This window comes from Sphaerisporangium flaviroseum (assembly GCF_039537005.1).
Classification (GTDB): Bacteria; Actinomycetota; Actinomycetes; order Streptosporangiales; family Streptosporangiaceae; genus Sphaerisporangium; species Sphaerisporangium flaviroseum.
The window spans coordinates 38257-57674 of record NZ_BAAAZR010000020.1 but is presented as its reverse complement, the minus strand read 5'-3'; the positions used below and the strand labels follow the sequence as shown (position 1 = coordinate 57674).

17 protein-coding genes are annotated in these 19418 nt (G+C 68.5%); 9 read left to right on the top strand and 8 right to left on the bottom strand.

Annotated features, from left to right (window positions below; all coding sequences use genetic code 11):
* Window positions 1–77: 77 nt before the first annotated feature.
* The 3 genes from ABD810_RS25795 to ettA all read left to right on the top strand — a co-directional run bounded on the left by ABD810_RS25795 (window position 78) and on the right by ettA (window position 4401).
* Entirely contained in the window at window positions 78–854 is a 777-nt protein-coding gene (locus ABD810_RS25795; protein WP_344945600.1) for a single-stranded DNA-binding protein, read from the top strand.
* Window positions 855–1463: 609 nt separating this feature from the next.
* Complete coding sequence (locus ABD810_RS25790; RefSeq protein ID WP_344945598.1) at window positions 1464–2726, top strand: GGDEF domain-containing protein; 1263 nt, start codon at window positions 1464–1466, stop codon at window positions 2724–2726.
* Between the two features lie 10 nt (window positions 2727–2736).
* On the top strand, window positions 2737–4401 hold the full coding sequence (gene ettA, locus ABD810_RS25785) for an energy-dependent translational throttle protein EttA (RefSeq protein WP_344945595.1): 1665 nt from the start codon (window positions 2737–2739) through the stop codon (window positions 4399–4401).
* A 208-nt stretch (window positions 4402–4609) separates the two neighbouring features.
* On the opposite strand, the gene ABD810_RS25780 is transcribed toward ettA, so the two are convergent.
* From ABD810_RS25780 to ABD810_RS25765, 4 genes are all read right to left on the bottom strand, one after another.
* A complete protein-coding gene (locus tag ABD810_RS25780; protein ID WP_344945592.1) occupies window positions 4610–6154 on the bottom strand; it encodes a glycoside hydrolase family 13 protein in 1545 nt (514 codons plus the stop codon).
* A 30-nt stretch (window positions 6155–6184) separates the two neighbouring features.
* Window positions 6185–6574 carry a globin gene (locus tag ABD810_RS25775; protein WP_344945590.1) on the bottom strand — a complete coding sequence of 130 codons (390 nt, stop codon included), beginning with the start codon at window positions 6572–6574 and terminating at the stop codon, window positions 6185–6187.
* A 14-nt stretch (window positions 6575–6588) separates the two neighbouring features.
* Window positions 6589–7593 carry a mechanosensitive ion channel family protein gene (locus ABD810_RS25770; RefSeq protein ID WP_344945587.1) on the bottom strand — a complete coding sequence of 335 codons (1005 nt, stop codon included), beginning with the start codon at window positions 7591–7593 and terminating at the stop codon, window positions 6589–6591.
* Window positions 7594–8033: 440 nt separating this feature from the next.
* A complete protein-coding gene (locus ABD810_RS25765; protein ID WP_344945584.1) occupies window positions 8034–8303 on the bottom strand; it encodes a hypothetical protein in 270 nt (89 codons plus the stop codon).
* A gap of 324 nt (window positions 8304–8627) precedes the next feature.
* Here ABD810_RS25765 and ABD810_RS25760 point away from each other — a divergent pair, with 324 nt between their 5' ends.
* The 3 genes from ABD810_RS25760 (at window position 8628) to ABD810_RS25750 (ending at window position 12877) form a co-directional block, all read left to right on the top strand.
* A complete protein-coding gene (locus ABD810_RS25760) occupies window positions 8628–10181 on the top strand; it encodes a helix-turn-helix domain-containing protein (protein ID WP_486387626.1) in 1554 nt (517 codons plus the stop codon).
* Complete coding sequence (locus tag ABD810_RS25755) at window positions 10178–10687, top strand: GNAT family N-acetyltransferase (RefSeq protein WP_344945579.1); 510 nt, start codon at window positions 10178–10180, stop codon at window positions 10685–10687. Before ABD810_RS25760 ends, ABD810_RS25755 begins: the two co-directional genes overlap by 4 nt.
* A gap of 720 nt (window positions 10688–11407) precedes the next feature.
* Complete coding sequence (locus ABD810_RS25750; protein WP_344945576.1) at window positions 11408–12877, top strand: tetratricopeptide repeat protein; 1470 nt, start codon at window positions 11408–11410, stop codon at window positions 12875–12877.
* On the opposite strand, the gene ABD810_RS25745 is transcribed toward ABD810_RS25750, so the two are convergent.
* Window positions 12878–13324: an NUDIX hydrolase gene (locus tag ABD810_RS25745; RefSeq protein ID WP_344945573.1), complete on the bottom strand. Its 447-nt coding sequence runs from the start codon at window positions 13322–13324 to the stop codon at window positions 12878–12880.
* Window positions 13325–13368: 44 nt separating this feature from the next.
* Window positions 13369–13878: a hypothetical protein gene (locus tag ABD810_RS25740; RefSeq protein ID WP_344945569.1), complete on the bottom strand. Its 510-nt coding sequence runs from the start codon at window positions 13876–13878 to the stop codon at window positions 13369–13371.
* A gap of 489 nt (window positions 13879–14367) precedes the next feature.
* Here ABD810_RS25740 and purU point away from each other — a divergent pair, with 489 nt between their 5' ends.
* Complete coding sequence (gene purU, locus ABD810_RS25735; protein WP_344945566.1) at window positions 14368–15216, top strand: formyltetrahydrofolate deformylase; 849 nt, start codon at window positions 14368–14370, stop codon at window positions 15214–15216.
* Between the two features lie 8 nt (window positions 15217–15224).
* Here the strand turns inward: purU and ABD810_RS25730 are convergent, their stop codons facing one another.
* Window positions 15225–17297, bottom strand: a complete 2073-nt coding sequence (locus ABD810_RS25730) for a prolyl oligopeptidase family serine peptidase (protein ID WP_344945563.1) — start codon at window positions 17295–17297, stop codon at window positions 15225–15227.
* A gap of 368 nt (window positions 17298–17665) precedes the next feature.
* On the opposite strand from ABD810_RS25730, the gene ABD810_RS25725 reads away from it, so the two are divergent.
* Window positions 17666–18175, top strand: a complete 510-nt coding sequence (locus ABD810_RS25725) for an HNH endonuclease (RefSeq protein ID WP_344945560.1) — start codon at window positions 17666–17668, stop codon at window positions 18173–18175.
* A gap of 225 nt (window positions 18176–18400) precedes the next feature.
* A complete protein-coding gene (locus ABD810_RS25720) occupies window positions 18401–18613 on the top strand; it encodes an FmdB family zinc ribbon protein (protein ID WP_344945557.1) in 213 nt (70 codons plus the stop codon).
* 149 nt (window positions 18614–18762) lie between these two features.
* Here the strand turns inward: ABD810_RS25720 and ABD810_RS25715 are convergent, their stop codons facing one another.
* The gene (locus tag ABD810_RS25715) at window positions 18763–19290 is read right to left on the bottom strand and encodes a helix-turn-helix transcriptional regulator (RefSeq protein WP_344945554.1); all 528 of its coding nucleotides are present in this window, start codon (window positions 19288–19290) and stop codon (window positions 18763–18765) included.
* Window positions 19291–19418 lie beyond the last annotated feature (128 nt).

Below are 19418 nucleotides of genomic sequence, written 5' to 3'. Positions count from 1 at the left end.
CGTACGGCGTGGCGGACTGTCCACAGAACGTGGTTCGGCGATCATTGTGAGTGACGGGCCGGGACAAGCTGGCTCCCATGTCGGCGGAGACCGTCCGCCGGCCCGCCATGGGAGGCACGATGAACGACATCTACATCACGCTGCACGGCAACGTCGCCGCCGACCCCCGGCAGTACCACTTCGACGACGGCTCCCTCGTCACGTCGCTGCGGCTCGCCTCGACACGACGTGTGTTCGACAAGGCGTCCCAGTCATGGCACGACGGTGAGACCACCTTCTATGCCGTCCGGTGCTATCGGGCCCTGGCCGACAACGTCGTACAGTCGATCAAGGTTGGGCACCCGATCGTCGTCCACGGCAAGCTGCGCATCCGGTCGTACGAGCGCGACGGCCAGCGTCGTTTCCTCGCCGAGGTCGAGGCCCTTTCGGTCGGTCACGACCTGAGGCGTGGCGTGAGCACCTTCGAGAGGTCGCAGCGGGGCGTGTCCACGCCCGCGTTCGATGAGTTCGCGCGCCAAGGGCTGGCCCTCAGCACCCAAGACTGGGAGCTCAGCGGCCCGGTCCGAGCCGTCGCGGGGCCGGGTGAGGCCGGCCTGGCCTTCGGCGGGTCAGCCGGGGATGGCGATGGCGGGCCGGCCACCCGCGTGGAATCGAGGGCCGATCCGGCCTTCAACGGGTCCGGGAACGCCGATTCCAGCGCTGACGGGGTGGAGCCTGGGGTCGGCCCGGGCGTTGACCGATCAGCCGGAGACGATGATTCCGGGCTCGCCCGCGTGGAGCCCGGGGCCGACACGGTGGAAGACCCGGCCGGCTCGTGGCCGGAGGGAGAGGCCGTCGACCGCCTCGCCGCCTGAGGTCTGCCCTGGCAGGGATGTGTCGGCTGTGCCCCACCCGAAGCACGGCCGACGCACCCCACCTTGGCAGCCTCTCGCGAGGATCCATCTCCGTACCGATCGCCACACGGCCACCGTGGATCCACCGGGTGGGGACCTGTCACCGGCAATGGGACGCGCGAAGGTCTGTCGCCGGTGGTGGTGCGAGGGGAGCTGTCTCGGTGGTGGGGCGTGCGATGGGCTGTCCTTGGCGGTGGGACGCGCGGAAGCCTGTCTCCTAGTGGTGCGAGGGAGGTCTCTTCCGGTAGTGGGGTGCGCTGAGGTCTGTCCTCGGTGGTGGTGCGTGCGGGGGTGTTGGAGTACGTGATCAGGTCCAGATGACGCCTCGCGCCATGGCTGCTCCTTTCCCGCGGGGGCCGCTCGAAGCCGAGCAAGCAAGGCGAGACCAACGGACGGAGATGGCCTCAGTGCTCAACGTAGCGGTTCCCATCGCGGGTCGCACACTCCGCGACTATTGTGTTACACATCGTGAGACGTAGAGTCGAGAGAACGAACCGGTCCGGATGGATGTGAGCGTTGGGGGATGTGATGACGGCGTCCGGTCAAATCTCGGTCGAGTCACGTGGCGGCATGCTTTCGCTGGCCCACCGCTGGCCGTTGCTGGCACAGCCCGCCGCTCTTGTCGCCTATCTGTGCGCGACAGTGGGGCTCGCCGCAGGCGCGGTGTGGTTCCTCGCCGCATCCACCGAGTTCCGGTGGTCGCACCTTGTGACCTTCGTGGCGTTGATGGCCTGTGGAGCGGTCTGCATCGAGGCGACCCGCCGCCTCGGCATGCCGGCAGGTGTCTCCCGCGACCTGCTCTCCGCGTGGTGGCTTCCGGTCGCGCTGCTGCTCCCGCCGGTGTACGCCCTGTTGGCGCCTCTGCCTTTGCAGTTCCTGCTGCAGATCCGGGTCCGGGCCACCGTGCTCTACCGGCGCGTGTTCAGCGCGGCGGCGATCGGCCTCGCGGCCTGTGTGGCCTCCGTGGTCTTCCACTCCGTGGTCCCCGATCCGACGAGCAGGTCACTGGGGTCGGGTGGTCCGATGGCACTGGCCGTGGGGTGCGCGGCGCTCTTCACGGTGCTGAACACCGCGTTGATCGCCATCGCGCTCCACATGGCCGATCCCGACACCCGCTGGCGCGACGTCCTGTGGGACCGTGAGCGCGTTCTGCTCGATGTCGTCGAGTTGTGCCTTGGCGTGCTGGTCGCGATCGCGTGCGGTCTGAGCCCGGTCCTGCTGGTGCTGACGCTGCCTCCGGTGGTGCTCCTGCAACGCAGCCTGCTTCACGCGCAGCTGAAAGCGGCCGCCCGCACCGACGCCAAGACCGGGTTGCTCAACGCGACGGCCTGGCAGCGGGAGGCCGACACCGAGATCGTCCGAGCCCGACGCACGGGTGAGACGCTCGCGCTCCTGATCGTCGACATCGACCACTTCAAACGCGTCAACGACACCTATGGTCACCTGGTGGGCGACCAGGTCCTCGCGGGCGTCGCCACCGCCCTGCGCAGCCAGCTTCGTGACTACGACGTCGTCGGCAGGTTCGGCGGCGAGGAGTTCGTGGTCCTGCTGCCCCGCGCTGATGTCACGGAGGCGCGCAGGGTCGCCGAGCGCCTGCGGTCCCGGGTCGGCCGTATGGCCATTCCCGTCGACGACGCGATGATCACGGTCACGGTCTCCGCCGGTGTCGCGATCATGACCGTTCACGGTGACGATCTGATCGAGCTGCTGGCCGCTGCCGACCTCGCTCTCTACCGCGCCAAGGAGCTCGGGCGCGACCGTATCTGCCTTCCGGTGGCCCCCGCGCCTCCCCCTCGCGCGCGAGCGGACAACTCCGACGGTGGAATCCCCTAGTCTTAGGAGCATGCCCGAGTACATCTATGCGATGCAGCGCGTGCGCAAGGCGCATGGCGACAAAGTCGTCCTCGACAACGTCACGCTGCATTTCCTGCCCGGAGCCAAGATCGGTGTGCTGGGCCCCAATGGCACTGGTAAGTCCACTCTTCTCAAAATGATGGCCGGCCTGGAGCAGCCGTCCAACGGTGACGCCCGGCTGATGCCCGGCTTCACCGTCGGCATGCTGCAGCAGGAGCCGCCGCTCAACGAGTCCAAGACCGTGCTGGGAAACGTCCAGGAAGGCGTCGCCGAGACCCTCGCCATGCGTGCCCGGTACGAGGAGATCGCCGAGCTGATGGCGACCGACTACAGCGACGAGCTGCTCGCCGAGATGGGCAAGCTGCAGGACGCTCTCGAGCACCGCAACGGGTGGGATGTCGACAGCCAGCTCGAGCAGGCGATGGACGCCCTCCGCTGCCCCCCGCCGGACGCCGACGTGACCAAGCTCTCGGGTGGTGAGCGTCGCCGCGTCGCGCTGTGCAAGCTGCTGCTCGAGCAGCCCGACCTACTCCTCCTCGACGAGCCCACCAACCACCTCGACGCCGAGAGCGTCCAGTGGCTGGAGCAGCACCTGGAGAAGTATCCCGGCACCGTCCTGGCCGTCACGCACGACCGGTACTTCCTCGACCGGGTGGCGACCTGGATCCTCGAGCTCGACCGGGGCCGCTGCTATCCCTACGAGGGCAACTACTCCACCTACCTCGAGCAGAAGGCGGCCCGCCTCAAGGTCGAGGGCCAAAAGGACGCCAAGCGCAAGAAGCGCCTGGAAGACGAGCTCGAGTGGGTGCGCTCCAACGCCAGGGCGCGCCAGACCAAGAGCCGGGCACGTCTCCAGCGTTACGAGGAGATGGCCGCCGAAGCCGATAAATACCGCAAGCTCGACTTCGAGGAGATCCAGATCCCGCCGGGTCCCCGTCTCGGCACCACGGTCATCCGGTCCACCGGTCTGACCAAGGGGTTCGGCGACCGGCTGCTCATGGAAGATCTGTCCTTCGACCTTCCCCGTAACGGCATCGTCGGCATCATCGGCCCGAACGGCGTCGGCAAGACCACGATGTTCCGCATGATCATGTCGGACGAGTCGCCCGACTCGGGTGACATCACCATCGGCGACACCGTCAAGATCTCCTATGTCGACCAGGGCCGGGGCAACATCGACCCGGCGAAGAACGTGTGGGAGGTCGTCTCCGACGGGCTCGACCACATCAAGGTCGGCCACGTCGAGATGCCGTCCCGCGCCTACATCGCGGCGTTCGGGTTCAAGGGCCCCGACCAGCAGAAGCCCGCGGGCATCCTGTCGGGAGGGGAGCGCAACCGCCTCAACCTGGCGCTCACGCTCAAGCAGGGCGGCAACGTCCTCCTGCTCGACGAGCCCACCAACGACCTCGACACCGAGACGCTGTCGAGCCTGGAGAACGCCCTGCTCGACTTCCCGGGCTGCGCGGTGATCACGTCCCACGACCGCTGGTTCCTCGACCGCATCGCGACGCACATTCTCGCATGGGAGGGCGGCTCGAACTGGTTCTGGTACGAGGGCAACTTCGCCGACTACGAGAAGAACAAGATCGAGCGACTGGGCGCCGACGCGGCGCGTCCGCATCGGGTCACCTACCGCAAGCTCACCCGCGACTGATCAAGCACGACGGCGGGGCGGGTGCGCAGTCGCGCCCGCCCCGCCGTTGGTGGTGGAGTCCGACCCCCGGGCGCCGCCGTACGGCCCGGGCGCGGTCCTGAGCATGCGGGGCCGTGATCTAGGCGGATGCCCTGGTGCGGTCATTAGCCGGCAGGGCTGTGGTCTAAGTGGACGCCCTGGTGTAGTCCTGAGCGTGCGGGGCCGTGGCTTAGATGGCGGTTTTGAGCCAGGTGGTGGTGTCGGGGGGGAGGGTGGTCTCGTTCGGCTCGCCGCTGGAGATGAGGACGCCCTTGTGGGGCGGCAGCGCCACGGGCTCCTCGCCACAGTTGATCGCGCAGGTCAGATCGCCGCGTGAGAAGACGAGCGCGTCGCCGGGGCAGTCGAGCCAGGCGATCGAGTCCGGCAGGGAGTCCCGCAGCGAGCGCCGCAGCGCCAGCGCCTGGCGGTAGAACGCCAGCGTCGAGCCGGGGTCGCCGGCCTGGCGCTCGGCGGTCAGCGACGCCCACTCGGGCGGCTGCGGCAGCCAGGGGCGCGCGCCGTCCGGGGAGAATCCGTACGGCTCCGCGGTGCCCGACCAGGGGATCGGCACCCGGCACCCGTCCCGCCCGGGAAGCTCGCCGTTCGAGCGCTTGAAGATGGGATCCTGCCGTGCCTCCGGGGGAAGATTCTTCACCTCCGGGAGACCCAGTTCCTCCCCTTGGTACAGATAGGCCGACCCCGGCAGGGCGAGCATGGCCAGCAGAGCGGCCCGCCCGCGCGCGAGCCCGGCCCGCGGCTCGAGGGAGCCCTCACCGTAACGGGTGATGTGGCGGATCACGTCGTGGTTGGACAGCACCCAGGTCGGCGCCGTGACGGCGGCGAGCGTGTCCTCGATGATCTTACGGAAGGCCGTCGCCGACCACGGAGCCTCCAGCCAGGCGAAGTTGAAGCTCTGATGCAGCTCATCCGGGCGGACGTAAAGCGCCAGGTCCTCGGCGGTGTCGGTCCACACCTCTCCGACGGCGGCGCGGTCGCCGGGGTAGGAGTCGAGGACCTTCCGCCACTCGCGGTAGACCTCGTGCACCTCAGGCTGGCTCCAGATCGGCGACCGGGACTGGAAGCCCTCCCGGGAGGGCGGCACGTCCGCCAGGTCGGCGTCCTTGTAGAGGCCCATCGCGACGTCGATGCGGAAGCCGTCCACACCCCGGTCGAGCCAGAACCGCAGGACGTCGAGGAACTCCTCGTGGACGGCGGGGTTGCGCCAGTTGAAGTCCGGCTGCTCCGGGGCGAACAGGTGGAGGTACCACTGCCCGTCGGGCAGGCGGCTCCACGCCGGTCCGCTGAACACCGACGTCCAGTTGTTGGGCGGCGCATCGCCGTCCCGGAAGATATAGCGGTCACGCTCGGGGCTGCCGGGCGGCGAGGCCAGGGCCGCCTTGAACCACGCGTGGTCCGACGAACTGTGGTTCGGCACGATGTCGACGATCAGCCGCAGGCCGTGGGCATGGGCGTCGGCGACCAGCGCGTCGAAGTCGGCGAGCGTGCCGAACAGCGGGTCCACGCCTCGGTAGTCGGCCACGTCGTACCCGCCGTCGGCCATGGGGGAGGGCTGGAAAGGGGTCAGCCAGACCGCGTCCACGCCCAGCTCCGCGAGGTAGGGCAGGCGGGAACGGATCCCCTGAAGGTCGCCGACGCCGTCTCCCGAGGCGTCGGCGAAGCTGCGAACGTAGATCTCGTAAACGACGGCGTCACGCCACCAAGGGGAGTTATTCACAAATCCTTGGCTGCCCCCTGATCCGGGCACTTATGCGTTCACGAGGCTCTGGGCCGCGTACAGCAGGTAGTTCCAGAGCTTGGTCTCCAGCTCCTCGGGCAGCTCCAGCGACTCCACGGCGTCACGCATGTGCTTCAGCCATGCGTCGCGCTCGGGCTCGCCGATCACGAACGGCGCGTGCCGCATGCGCAGCCGGGGATGCCCGCGCTGCTGGCCGTAGGTGTTCGGGCCACCCCAGTACTGGATGAGGAACATGCGCAGCCGTTCCTCGGCCCCGTGGAGGTCCTCCTCGGGGTAGAGCGGGCGCAGCAGTGGATCCTCGGCGACGCCCTGGTAGAAGCGGTGCACGAGGCGCTGGAAGGCCTCTGAGCCGCCCACGGCGTCGTAGAGGGACATGGATTCCGGAGGAGTAGCGGACACGCTCACCAGCCTACTCAGACACCGGCGAGCATGACGCCGACGCGGTCCAGTGCCGACTTGACCCGCATGCGCAGCTCCCGGGCGACGTCGGCCTGGTGCGCGGGGACGGTCTTCACCGAGATCCTGAAGATCATCGCCTTGTCGGAGATCTGCTCCAGTCCGTACACCTGGGGCTCCTCGACGATGGCGACGTCCCGGAAATCGGCATCCTCCCAGATGCTGTCGGCGACCTTCTTGAGCAGGTCGCGAATGGCCGAGATGTCGGCGTCGTAGGCCACCGGGACGTCGACCAGGGCCCTGGACCAGCCCTGCGACTCGTTGCCGATGCGCGTGATGGTGCCATTGCGGACGTACCAGACCTTGCCGTCGGCGTCGCGCAGGCGGGTGATGCGGAGCGTGACGGCCTCGACGGTGCCGACGGCCGCGCCGGTGTCGATCAGGTCGCCAACGCCGTACTGGTCCTCCATGAGCATGAACATGCCCGCGATGAAGTCCTTGACCAGCTCCTGGGCGCCGAAGCCCACGGCCACGCCGAGGATGCCGACGCTCGTCAGGACGGGCGCGATGTCCATGCCCATCCGCCCGAAGATCATGAGCGCGGCGGTGCCGAAGATCACCACGGAGGTGAGGCTGCTCAGCACGGAGCCGAGCGTCTCGGCACGCTGGCGCCGGCGCTCGCTGAGCACGGCGGTGGTGCCGTCGAAGATCGTGACCGTCCTGACCCGGAGGCGCTCGGGCATGACGCCCTCGGCCGCCCGCCGGATCACCCGTTTGATCAACCGGTGCAGGATGGTCCGCACGATGAGCGCGGCGACCACGATGAGGACCAGGCTGATGACCCAGGCCAGCGGTGACGCCCAGGTCGGCGCCAGCACGTTCGACAGCAGTGTGCAGATGACGTCGTCGCTGCCGCCGCTGCCCCCGCACGTGTTCATCACGGTGTCGGCGGCCTGCACGGCGATGTCACCGATGCCGGTGGGGGTGGGGGTGGGTGACGGATCTAGAACGGACAACAACACGCGGTTGATCCCCTTCGGATCGGGTCGGTCGGCGGAGACGATCACGGTACTTGACCTAGATGGAACGGTACTTGACCGAATTGAATCCGCCGACCGGCCCGGCCGCCGTCACGTGACGCCGGGGAAGACGGGAGTGCCCGGGCCCGGGGCCGCGGAGGGCGGAACCGGACACCCCGGTGACAAGCGGCCCGGAGCGGGACACGCACCCGGAAGCGTGTCCCACACCGTTCCCGATCGGGGAGATCCCCGATCACCACCGGACCTGGATGGAGGTCCTGACCCGGTGGCTGTTCGATGCGGAGCCGGCGGGGTGCCCAGCGCCCAGGCGCCTGTGTCGCCACAGGCCTGAGCGCTCCGCACCGGGCATCCCGCCGACTCCGGAGAGCCGCGGTGGACACGATGGACACGGTGACTGCGCTGCACCGGGTCCCTCTCGTGTCTTACTCGCTCACCGCGGCCAGTACGCGGGCGACCTTGGTCGCCGCTCCCGCCGGATCGTCGACCTGGTGCATGCGCTCGCCCCACGACCACCAGTAGTAGGCGGGGGTGGCCTGCGGCCGGCAGGTGACGTTCTCGGCGAGGCTGGTGGCGTTCGGGTTGATCACGCGGACGAACGTCCGGCCAGACTGTGTCCGCACCACCCGTGCGAGCAGCCCTCGAGCGTCAAGCTCGTCGACCAGTCGTTCCAGATGTTGGAAGCTGTCGTCCACTTCGAGCCTTCCTCTAGTCCGATCTTTCGGCGATGGCGCCGGTGAATCGGGGCTGGTTGGCCAAATCTGACTCACCTGTGGCCGATGGGTCAACGAAGGTTCGTTGGCTGCTGGGTGCGGGGATATTTCAAGTGGGTTGAAAGAACGCCCCCGGCGGGGGACGATCCTATGTCAGTAGCTTCTGCAGGCCATTCACCCCTGGTCATAACTGGTCCATCATTCTCAATAGACATCGCGCGGCCCTGGTGCTTGCGGTGTCAGCGCAGGTGGGACCGGTCGGACAGCCGACCAGGACGAGCGGCTGGCCACGAGAGAGGGGCCGGTATGTCCGGCAGACAGCACAAGGAAACGGAGTTAGCGCGGCGAACTCGGGCGCGCGGCCTGGCGGTCGGGCGCAGTACTGCCCGAATCGCCGAAGAGATTCATGAAGAGTGTGCTCCGCAATTCGGGACAACACGAATCAAATCTCATCGTCTCGCCCATGGCATCGCTCTTGCCGACGTCGTCGAACAGGTGCGCGCCTTGTTCGAGCGGGACGGCAAACCGGTGCCCGGCATCGGGGAAACGCTTCTCAGCGCCTACGAGAGCGGTCTTAAGCGACCCGGGCCCGAGTACCTCCATTACCTCTGTTCTGTCTACCGGGTCGAGCCGGTCGCCCTTGGATACGACGGCCCGTGCATCTGTGGCCACGGCCACCGCATGCCGGGTGTCGTACGGGGCGGCCTCCAGGAGGGCCAGGCCGACAGTCCCCCCGATTCGCGCGAGCTGTGGATCAAGCCGCTCAGCGACCCCTCTGTGGACGGGGGTGAGGAGGACGAGAACGTGTTACGAAGGACGCTGCTGCAACTCATAGCGGGCTCCACCGTGCCGATGAACGAGTCGGTGCTCGGCGCGGCCGACAACATCCGCCGGCGCATGGACGACACCCTTGTGTCGACCACCGTTTCACCGGCCATGCTCGATCACTGGGAAGAAGCGGCGGCTTCTTTCGGCCGGCAGTACATGAACACCCCGCCGATGCGGCAACTGTGCGACGTGCTGCTGGAGTTCAGCACGGTTCGCCAGGCGATGGAACGCCATCAGCCGATGGATCTGCAGGAACGTCTCTGCGCCCTCGCCGCGAGACTCTCCGGCCTGGCCGGCATCATCATGATCGACCTTGGGGACCAGCGGCTGGCCCGGTCGTTCTTCCGTACCTCGCGCACGGCCGCCGACGAGACCGGCGACCGCGCGCTGCGCGCCTGGGTGACGGCCCGGGAAGCGCTCGTCCCGCTGTTCTACGGCGATCCCCGTGAGGCGCTCAACCTCGCCAAGAAGAGCCGCGACATGGCCGGGCAGACGCCGTGCGCGGCCAAGGCCATGGCCCCGGTCGTGGAGGCCCGGGCGCTGTCGATGCTCGCGAACTCGGGCGGCAAGAAGGACGTCGTCGACCAGGCCAAGCGGGCGCTGTCGCGCGCACGGGCCGCGTTCGCCCAGATGACCCCCGCCCAGCAGGAGGACACGGTCTTCGGCTACACCGAGCGCCAGCTGTACTTTCACCAGGGCGACGCTCTGACCCGGCTGGGCCAGACCATCGAGGCCGACCTGATCCTCGAGCAGGCGCTGGAGAAGTACGACGGCGACCTGCTCGACCAGACGCTCATCCGGTTCGACCAGGCCCAGTGCCGGCTGCTGGAGGGTGACGGCGAAGAGGCGCTGAGGCTGGGCGTGGACGCGGTCAGGCGGGTCGGCGAAGGCTTCCGCACGGACATCGTCCTGCGCCGTGCCACCGATCTCGCGAAGGCGATCCAGGCGAAGTGCGGTGACCTTCCCGGGCTGCAGACGTTCAACGACATCTTGCTCTCGCCGGCTCCCTCAGCGGCGGAGGCCGATGCATGACGCTCCTGCTCAGGCGGTATCGCTGGTCGGATCGGGAAGCCGTCTGGGAGCTGCACCGCACATGCCTCGCGCAGGTCGGCATCACCGATGGAGACGGGGTCTACTACGAGGACGACATGCCTCGTATCACCCAGATCTATCTCGCTGATCGGGGCGAGTTCCTCGTCGGAGAGATAGAGGGTCACGGGGTCGTGGCGATGGGCGGCCTGCGGCGCATCGACGATGAGACCGCCGAGATGTGCCGGTTGCGGGTGCATCCGGACTTTCAGCGGCGAGGGTTCGGCGCCCGGCTCATCGAGGCCCTGGAGGAGTCCGCGAGGAAACTCGGGTATCGGCTGCTCCGCGGGGACACGACCATGCGGCAGGGCGCGGCTCTTGAGCTCTACCGTAAGTACGGCTGGCGGGAAGTCCGCAGGGAGGAGAGAGGAGGGCTTGTCGTCGTTTACGGTGAGAAGTCGTTGATCGCGCAACCCGTCGCCGTGACTCACCCGGTAGAGACAATATAACAACAGCAAATGGGGCAATCTACTCTGAATGCTTGCGGTTTATAGATTTGTCCGAATAATTAGGTCCTTGTAGCTGAAGACCTGAGGAGGACAAGCGATGAAGAAGATCATCGTCCGCAAGCCTGGCATGGTGCACCTCACCGGTACGGCGAGCGCCATTCACAAGGGGTGACAGCTCCCCCCGGCCACCTCTGGGTCTACGGAGAACGTTCGAAGGACCGCCTGGACATGCTCTCCGGGCTGCGCCTACCCTCGTGGCCGGCCCCGGTCTTCGACGCTCATCGTCGCCTGCGGGGACCGTACACCTTTGGCGGATCCCTCCTGCGCGTCCTGGTCCCGGTGGCGTTGGAGCGATCTCCCGACGTGGTCGCAGAGCATGACATCGAGATCAGAGCGGCGGCACCCGATCTTCACGATCGGGTGCCCGCCCGCCGCCAACTTCTCGACACGCGGCTTTCCGAGGAAGAGCGCATCCTCGTGCCGGCGCCTCGTCGCACCCTGCGGATCGCCAATGGAATCACCGAATTCATCCGCGACTGCGGGGTGATCTCCGCGACCATCGTGGTCGACAACGTTCATGAGGCCGACGAGACAGATCGCGAACTTCTGGCCACGCTTGTGCGCCGTTTCGACCCCCGGCGATTGACAATTGTGGCGTGTTCTAGTAAAGCGCCAGATGATTTATTTCATGGTCGTCGAATTGTGTCCGAATTATCAACTTTGGGGGAACCGGAAAACCTTGCCGCCCGTTATGTCGTTTCCGACGGCACCCTCGACGACCCCCGGGCGATGGCCGCGTACCGTGCGGTTCCTCCGGCCGAGCGCGCCCGCATGCACGACCGGCGGGCCGACGAGCTGGCGGCCACCGGCGAGCCGTCCTGGTCCCTCGGGGCCATTCCGTACCACCGCGAGCACGGGAGCGACCCCTCGGGCGCGGGGGTGGAAGCGCTCTGGACCGCGCTCGACCACTGCATGCGTGAGGGGTTCCTGGAGGCGGCGGCCGATCTCGGGCTGCGCGGCCTGCGGCTGGCCCATCCGGGCGCACGCCGATGGTGGAACCTCATCCAGGGGACGGCGACCGCCCTGGCGGGGCTCGGCCGCAGGGACGAGGCACGCGAGCTCTACGAGCGGGCCCGCCGGTCCAGCCTGGACGCGGAGGTGCACTCCGCCTCGGCCTACGGAACCGCGATGCTCGACGCGCGCCACCCCGATCCCGCCCGGCGGGACCTCGGCCGGGCCCAGGGCTGGATCAACGAGGCCATCGCCATCTCCGGCCTGCTGCCCGATCGTCCCGTTCGCGCCTTCAAGCTGGGGTTCGACCTCAACGGCAAGGCCCTCATCGAGATGCGCGGCGGCCACGCCGATCGGGCGCTCACGCTGGTCGAGGCGGCGATCAAACTCGCGGAGACCGACCTTCCCCCCGAGCGGCACCTGATCCATCGCATGGTCCTTCGGGCCAACCGCGCGCAGCTCCTCGGGATGCTGGGCGATCCCGCAGAGGCGCTGGCCGATCTGGACACCGCCATCGAGATCGATCCCGCCTATCCGGACTACTACCTCGACCGGGGCAACCTGCTCTTCCAGATGGGACGGCCGGACGCGGCGCTCGCCGACTACGAGAGGGCGATCCGGCTCAGCCCGCCGCTCCCCGAGGGCTACTACAACCGCGCCCAGCTCCTGCTCGCGACGGGCGACCTCGACGGGGCCAGGGCCGACCTCGACCACGTCCTGGAACTCGACCCGGAATACCTGGACGCCTACATCAACCGGGCGGGCCTGCTCGTCCAGCTCGGCCTGGATGAGCAGGCCCGTGCGGACGTGGTGGCCGGGCTGGCCCTTGCGCCCGGCAACCCGCACCTCTCGTGCGTGCTCGGCCAGGTCGAGGCGGCGGCGGGACACCTGCCGGAGGCGCGAGCGGCGTTCGACGTGGCCCTGACCGGCGCGCCCACCCTCGTGCCGGCCTGGGCGAACCGCGCGATGCTGCGTTACGAGGCCGGCGACCTCCAGGGGGCCGTCTCGGACCTGACGCAGGCGATCGAACTCCAGGAGGACGCCGCGCTGTACTTCAACCGGGCGATCGCGCTCAGGGATCTCGGCAGGACGGCGGAGACCGTACGCGACCTGCGCCGCGCCCATGAGCTCGACCCGGAGGACCCGGACATCGACACGGCGCTGCGCGAAGCCACCTGATCACACCTGGCCGAGAAGGGCGATCACCTCGGTCAGGGTGGGCGGCTCAACAGGCTCGGTCAGGGCCCCCAGCTCGGCGGGGGTGAACCAGCCGTGACCGAGATAGGTGTCCTGCTCCTCACCGGTCAGCGTGACGGGCCGGACATCGGGGATCCCCGCGAAGCGGGCGAGGTAGAACGGCTCCACCTTCACGTAGTGGACGCCCAGCCAGTGGTAGTCGCGCTCCACCGGCACCCATGTGTCGGCCACCGCGTCGCCCGGCAGGCCCGTCTCTTCGTACAGTTCCCGGCGCGCGGCCTCCAGCGGGGTCTCCCCGCCGTCGATGCCACCGCCCGGCGGCTCCCAGAACACGACGCCGCTGACGGGATCTCGCCAGTGCAGCAGCAGGACGCGGCCCTCACCGTCCATGCAGACGACCCGGGCCGCCGGCCGGTTACTGATCATCATCACCGATATTCTCGTATGCCCCGCGAACGCTACGGCGCGGCCGGCTACGCCTCGGGCTTCCTCGGCTCCTCGGGGGGCTCCCGGTGCCCGGAGGCGTCCGGGGCCGGGGAGCCTTCCTGGCCGGGACCCAGGTCCTGTGGCTTCTCGGCGGGGCCGGGTTCCTCGAAGTCCTCGGGCCAGGTGTTGGCGTTGACGATCTTCCAGAACTCGTCGGGGTCGCGGGAGCTCTGGTGCATGGTCTCACTCTGCAACTCGGCGGCGATGGCCCGCTGCTCCTCGTAGGCGCCCTTCATCGCGTCGAGCCACTGCACCGGATCGATGCCGGCCTCCTCCGCCGACCGGAGCGCCATGTCGGCGTACTGCTCCGGTGTGGCGTTGAGCGTCCAGCCGGTACGCGCCATCAACTGCTCGTCGGTGAGCTCACCCCGCTGCCAGGCGATCGCCTCGGCCAGGTGCTCCGCCACGAAGACGGCGTTGACGTAGCCAGGGAGCATCGCCGCCAGCGCGACCGCCGCCCGCTTCTCTCCCGGTGACAATGTGTCCCATTTCAGCACCCGTCGGCTCCTCTCCGCTCATCCGGGCGCCACTGTACTTCCCGTCCCGGCGCTCAGGGTACGAGCACCGCCGCGACGACGGTGATCAGTCGGTCACTTCGAGATCGGTCAGGTCCAGATGCCGGGACAGCTCGGTGACATCCGTGTAGTAGGCCACGTACTGGTGGCCCCTTCGCACGCGTAGGCATGGTCGGTTGCCGAGCACGAGAGCCTCAACCTCAAATCCCTTGCTGTCCACCCATTTCACGTCATAGAGGCTACGAACTCCCAGGTCAAACGGGGGCAACCAGGGCAGCCCGGTCGGGTCTTGGTACGGTCGGCCGACCGTAATGAAGCTCGACGTCCCTTACGCGAACACCACATGTCCCGCCATCACGGACCTGAGCCCGATGGGCGGGAAATCGTCGGATCGACCTGGGCCGGCAAGGAGGCGCGGGCCCCGCGTGGAGCGGTAATCTGCCTCAACGCGAGCGAAGAGGTGAGTAGCCGGTGGGCTCCGAATACGTGCTGACCTTGTCCTGCCCGGACAGGCCCGGAGTGGTCGCGGCCGTCTCGGGTCTGCTGGCCGCGCGAGGGTGCAACATCACCGAGAGCCAGCAGTTCGGCGACCCGGTCGCGAGGCGCTTCTTCATGCGCGTGCAGTTCACCGCGGAGATCGGCGAGGACGAGCTTCGGGGGGCCTTCAGCGCGCTGGCCCCGGAGTTCGCCATGGACCTCCGGCTCCACGACCTCGCGGTGAGGCCCAGGGTGCTGGTGATGGTCAGCAGGCTGGGTCACTGCCTCAACGACCTGCTTTACCGGGTGCGCTCCGGCCTGCTCGACATCGAGATCGTGGCCGTCGTGTCCAACCACCCCGACCTGCGGCCCCTCACCCAGTCGTACGGCATCGACTACCACCACCTGCCGGTGACCCCGGAGACCAAGCCGCGCCAGGAGGCGGAGGTCCTGACGCTGGTGGAGCACTATCGCGTCGAGCTGGTCGTGCTGGCCCGCTACATGCAGGTGCTCTCGGAGGACCTGTGCTCCAAGCTGTCCGGCAAGGTGATCAACATCCACCACTCGTTCCTGCCGTCCTTCAAAGGGGCCAAGCCGTACCACCAGGCGTACTCACGCGGCGTGAAGCTGATCGGCGCCACCGCGCACTACGTGACGGCCGACCTCGACGAGGGCCCGATCATCGAGCAGGAGGTCGCCCGGGTCGACCACACCCACTCACCCGAGGACCTGGCCGCGATGGGACGCGACGTGGAGCGGCTGGCACTGTCGCGAGCCGTGCGATGGCACGCCGAGCAGCGTGTGCTGCTCGACGGCCACAAGACCATCGTCTTCCCCCGCTGAAGCGGGCTTCAGCGGGCGAGACCCGTGTGTTCGGCGAGGAACGCGAGCTGGTCGGCCATCAGATCGATCGAACGGCTCACCGCGCGCGCCCCGTGGCCGACCGCGCTCTCGTTGCGCAGGAGGATCGGCCGGTCCTCCGCCGCCTGGGCGTGCTGGAGGGCGGCGCACATCTTCCAGGCGTGCATCGGATGCACCCGGGTGTCGGAGCCGAAGACCATGAACAGCGTCGCGGGGTAGCGGACTCCCTCACGGACGTGGTGGTACGGGGAGTAACCCCACAGCCAGGCGAACTCCTCGGGGTCGGCCGCCGAGCCGTATTCGACGTTCCAGGTGGCACCGAGGCCGAACTTCTCGTAGCGGATCATGTCGAGGAGCGGAGCCATGCAGGCCACGGCGGCGTACAGATCGGGCCGCTGGGTGAGCGCGGCGCCGACCAGCAGGCCGCCGTTGGAGCCGCCCGAGATCGCGAGCTGCTCCGGCGTGGTGACCCCCGTGGCGATCAGGTGCTCGGCGGCGGCGTGCAGGTCGTCGAAGACGTTCTGCTTGCTGCCGAGCATGCCCGCGCGGTGCCACTCTTCGCCCTGCTCACCGCCGCCGCGTAGCTGCGCGACGGCGTAGACCCCGCCGGCCTCCACCCACGACAGGATGGTGGCGGAGAACCCCGGGGTCATGGACACGCCGAAGCCGCCGTAGCCGTACAGGATGGTGGGCCGGGGGCCGTCGCCGGGCCGGGAGACCACGAGCATGTGGACCTCGGTGCCGTCGGCGGAGCGGTAGACCACCTGCTCGGTGTTCACCTCGGGCACCTCCACGGCGCCGGGCGAGGCCGCCCAGAGCGTGGTCTGCCCGGTGCGGGCGTCGTAACGCTGGATGCTCGACGGGGTGGTGTTGTCGGTGTAGCCGAACCAGGCTTCGTGGCCGCCCTCGGGACGCTCGGTGATGCCGCCGATCGTGCCGAGCCCGGGGGTCGGCACCTCACCGATCTTCTCACCGCCGGCCAGGTCGTGGACGGAGATCTCGCTGATGGCGTGCCGTGTCCAGCCGACGAGCATCACCGGACGCTCCAGGTCGTCGAGGATCGCGAAGTCGGACAGCACCGCCTCGGGGTCCTCCGGGATGAGGTCGCGCCAGTTCTCGTACTGCGGGCGATCCGGCGAGGTCACGCAGACGCGGCAGCGCGGAGCGTCACGGTCGGTGAAGACGTACAGGCGCCCGTCACGGCCGAACAGGAGCATGGTCTGGGCGTCCACGCCCTCCTGGACGGTGACGAGCTCGGGGGCGTCCAGGGACGAGGCGGACAGGTCGGCCACCCACAGGTCGTTGCGCGGAGCGGTGCCGCGGGAGGCGGAGATCGAGAGCCACCGGCCGTCTCTGGAGACCGAGACGCCGTAGTAGTTGGTCTTCTCCAGCCCTTCGCCGAAGATCATGACGTCCTGCTCGGTGGGCGTGCCGAGGCGGTGGAGGTAGACGCGGCGGTGATACTGGTCCTCGCCGTCGGGCACCTCGGAGGGCGGGAGCCTGCGCACGTAGTAGAACGCCTCGCCGCCGGGGAGCCAGCCGATGGGGGAGTAGCGGCACCGGTCGATCGGCCCGTCGACCCGCTCGCCGCTGACGACGTCGATGACGTGGAGCTGCGACTCCTCGTCGCCGCCGACCGAGATCTGGTAGGCGAGCCGCCGGCCTTCCTTGTCGGGCTGCCAGGAGTCGATGGTCGTCAGGCCCGAGGGGTCCATCGCCATGGGATCGAGCAGGACATGCTCGGTCTCGTCGGCGTCGGTGGTGTAGAGCACGGCGTGCTCCTGGTCGGGGGTGCGGCGCATATGGAATCGCCGGTCTCCCCGCCATGCCGGAGCGCCGACCGTGCCCGATCGCACCAGATCGGTGATGCGGTCGCGGAAGCCCTCTCGCATGGATGACGCGGCCATGGCCTTGGTGAACAGGTCGCCCTGAGCGTCGAGCCACTCGTCGACGGCGGGCTGCTCGGTCTCCTCAAGCCAGCGGTACGGATCGGGCACCGGCGTGCCGTGGTAGTCGTCCACCACGTCGTCACGGCGTGTGTTCGGGTACGGCTCTCGCGTCATGTATGCGAGCTTATGGCACCCCCGTTACCAGCCGCGAGACATCGTTTTGGCCGGGCCTTCGCTTGTGGCGTACGAGGCAGATCATCACGGCTTAGTAGTGATCTTTCCCCAATAGGTTTGCTTAGCGGGGTGAACCGGACATAAAACGGAAGGCGGGGTCTGGAAGACACGACCGTTAATTGGGGTGGCGGGAGAGTCGACCGAGAGGCCACACTTGCTGAAGGGCGGTGCCGTGGAACCCATCCGCTGGGCCGTCCGGCGGAGGTCCACGTGACGGAAGCATCTGGAGCCCAAGACGACGGGCCGCAAGCCGGGGTGCGCCACGGCGCATCCCCTGTGACGGCGCCCATGGCGGGGAAGGCCCGCTGATGCGCCAGGTCCTGCTGCTGAACGCCACATTCGAACCGCTCACCACTCTCAACCTGCATCGTGCCGTCGTGCTCGTGATCAGAGAGAAGGCGGATGTCGTTCACCGCGACGGCCGGGGTGCGGTGCTGCGGTCGGCCTCGTGCACGGTCGACGTGCCGTCGGTCATCCGGCTGCGGCGTTATGTACGTATCCCCTACCGCTCCCGGATCCCGTTGACCCGGGCCGCGCTCATGCGTCGGGACGACTACCGCTGCGCCTACTGCGGGCAGCGCGCCGAGACCATCGACCACGTGCTGCCGCGTTCCCGCGGCGGGCAGCACACCTGGGAGAACTGCGTCGCCTCCTGCATGCCCTGCAACCATCGCAAGGCGGACCGGCTGCTGGACGAGCTGGGATGGACGCTGCGCGTCGCCCCGGTGGTGCCACGAGGCGTCCACTGGCGACTCATCGGCGCCCAGTTCGACGGCGACCCCCAATGGGCCCCCTACCTCGCCGAAACAGCCGCCTGACCCCCACCTCCCGGCACCCACCCGACCCAGTGACCCCACGGCCCCGTACCGACCATGACCCGAGGTTTCCGTACGCGGTCACCTGCTGCGCGGTTCCGCGGTTACTACATGGCCGTGTGATCTGTGCGTACACGGCCGTGTGACCGGTGTGTACACGGTCGCGTGACCCGTGGTTCTGCGGTCTCGTACGCCGTTTCCCGGCCTGTCACGTCGTACCCTGATGGCATGCCCCGTTATGACTACCGCTGCCGCGCCTGCGGATCCACTTTCGAGCTGTCCCGGCCCATGGCCGCCTCCGGCGAGGCCGCCGTCTGCCCGGAGGGTCACGACGACACGGTCAAGCTGCTGTCCACGGTCGCCGTCACGGGCGGCGCGACGGCACCGCGCCCCACCGGCGGAGGCGGCGGTGGCTGCTGCGGAGGCGGCTGCTGCGGCTGACGCCCGGCCTCATCGGCGGAGGCGGCCGGCTACGGACGGCACGCGGCATCGCCGGTGGAGCCGGTGGAGCCGGTGCCCGCTGCGGCGGTTGACGCCGATGGTGGAGGCGGTGGCCGGCCACCGCCTCCATGTCGGGCAAGGCTGGGAGGCTAGGCCGTTCTGCGGTCTGCTACGTGGCCAGGTGTGTGGGCGCTGTGCAGGTCGGGGGCCTTCCTTCGCTGGAAGGGGAGGTAGCGCTCGGCGCGGTGGGGCCGGGCGGGCACCAGCGTCGGCTCGACCGCGACGATGCGATCGAACCGGAACGCGCGAATGCCGACCTTGGTGCGGCACCACCCCACGAGATACCAATGGTCACGGTGGACGAGGCAGGTGACGGGCTCGACGTCACGGGAGGTGACCCGCCCGCCGGCGTCGCGGTAGTGAAGGCGCACCACCTGGCGGCCGGTCACCGCACCCGCGATCGTGCGCGCGCGACGGGCCACCTCGGGCGGCAGCGGCGTCGTGAGGGTGTCGAGGGTCTCGGCGACGACGTCGTCACCGGGATCGAGGGTGTCGAACACGGTTCGCAGGCCGCGGCGGGCGGTCACTGCTTGGGGACCCTCGCCCAGGTGGGCGAGAGACAGGGCGAGCGCGGCGATTTCGGCGGTCGTCAGGAGCGGCGTGGTGACGTTTGCCATACGTCAACACTACCGCCGAGCACCGACATTTTTCGAACACCAGATCCTAGAACGGCCTACTCCGAGGCGACTGTTCTTTACCTTGGAGTGACGACGTACTGTCCTCAGCGCCGGCGGCCGGGGTGCCG

Bases quoted from the DNA above. Each gene is read 5' to 3' on its own strand.
- ABD810_RS25730 (WP_344945563.1), bottom strand. From the start codon at position 17,297: ATGACGCGAGAGCCGTACCCGAACACACGCCGTGACGACGTGGTGGAC.
- ABD810_RS25760 (WP_486387626.1), top strand. From the start codon at position 8,628: ATGTCCGGCAGACAGCACAAGGAAACGGAGTTAGCGCGGCGAACTCGG.
- ABD810_RS25745 (WP_344945573.1), bottom strand. From the start codon at position 13,324: ATGATGATCAGTAACCGGCCGGCGGCCCGGGTCGTCTGCATGGACGGT.
- ettA (WP_344945595.1), top strand. From the start codon at position 2,737: ATGCCCGAGTACATCTATGCGATGCAGCGCGTGCGCAAGGCGCATGGC.
- ABD810_RS25720 (WP_344945557.1), top strand. From the start codon at position 18,401: ATGCCCCGTTATGACTACCGCTGCCGCGCCTGCGGATCCACTTTCGAG.
- ABD810_RS25715 (WP_344945554.1), bottom strand. From the start codon at position 19,290: ATGGCAAACGTCACCACGCCGCTCCTGACGACCGCCGAAATCGCCGCG.
- ABD810_RS25795 (WP_344945600.1), top strand. From the start codon at position 78: ATGTCGGCGGAGACCGTCCGCCGGCCCGCCATGGGAGGCACGATGAAC.
- ABD810_RS25755 (WP_344945579.1), top strand. From the start codon at position 10,178: ATGACGCTCCTGCTCAGGCGGTATCGCTGGTCGGATCGGGAAGCCGTC.
- ABD810_RS25790 (WP_344945598.1), top strand. From the start codon at position 1,464: ATGCTTTCGCTGGCCCACCGCTGGCCGTTGCTGGCACAGCCCGCCGCT.
- ABD810_RS25725 (WP_344945560.1), top strand. From the start codon at position 17,666: ATGCGCCAGGTCCTGCTGCTGAACGCCACATTCGAACCGCTCACCACT.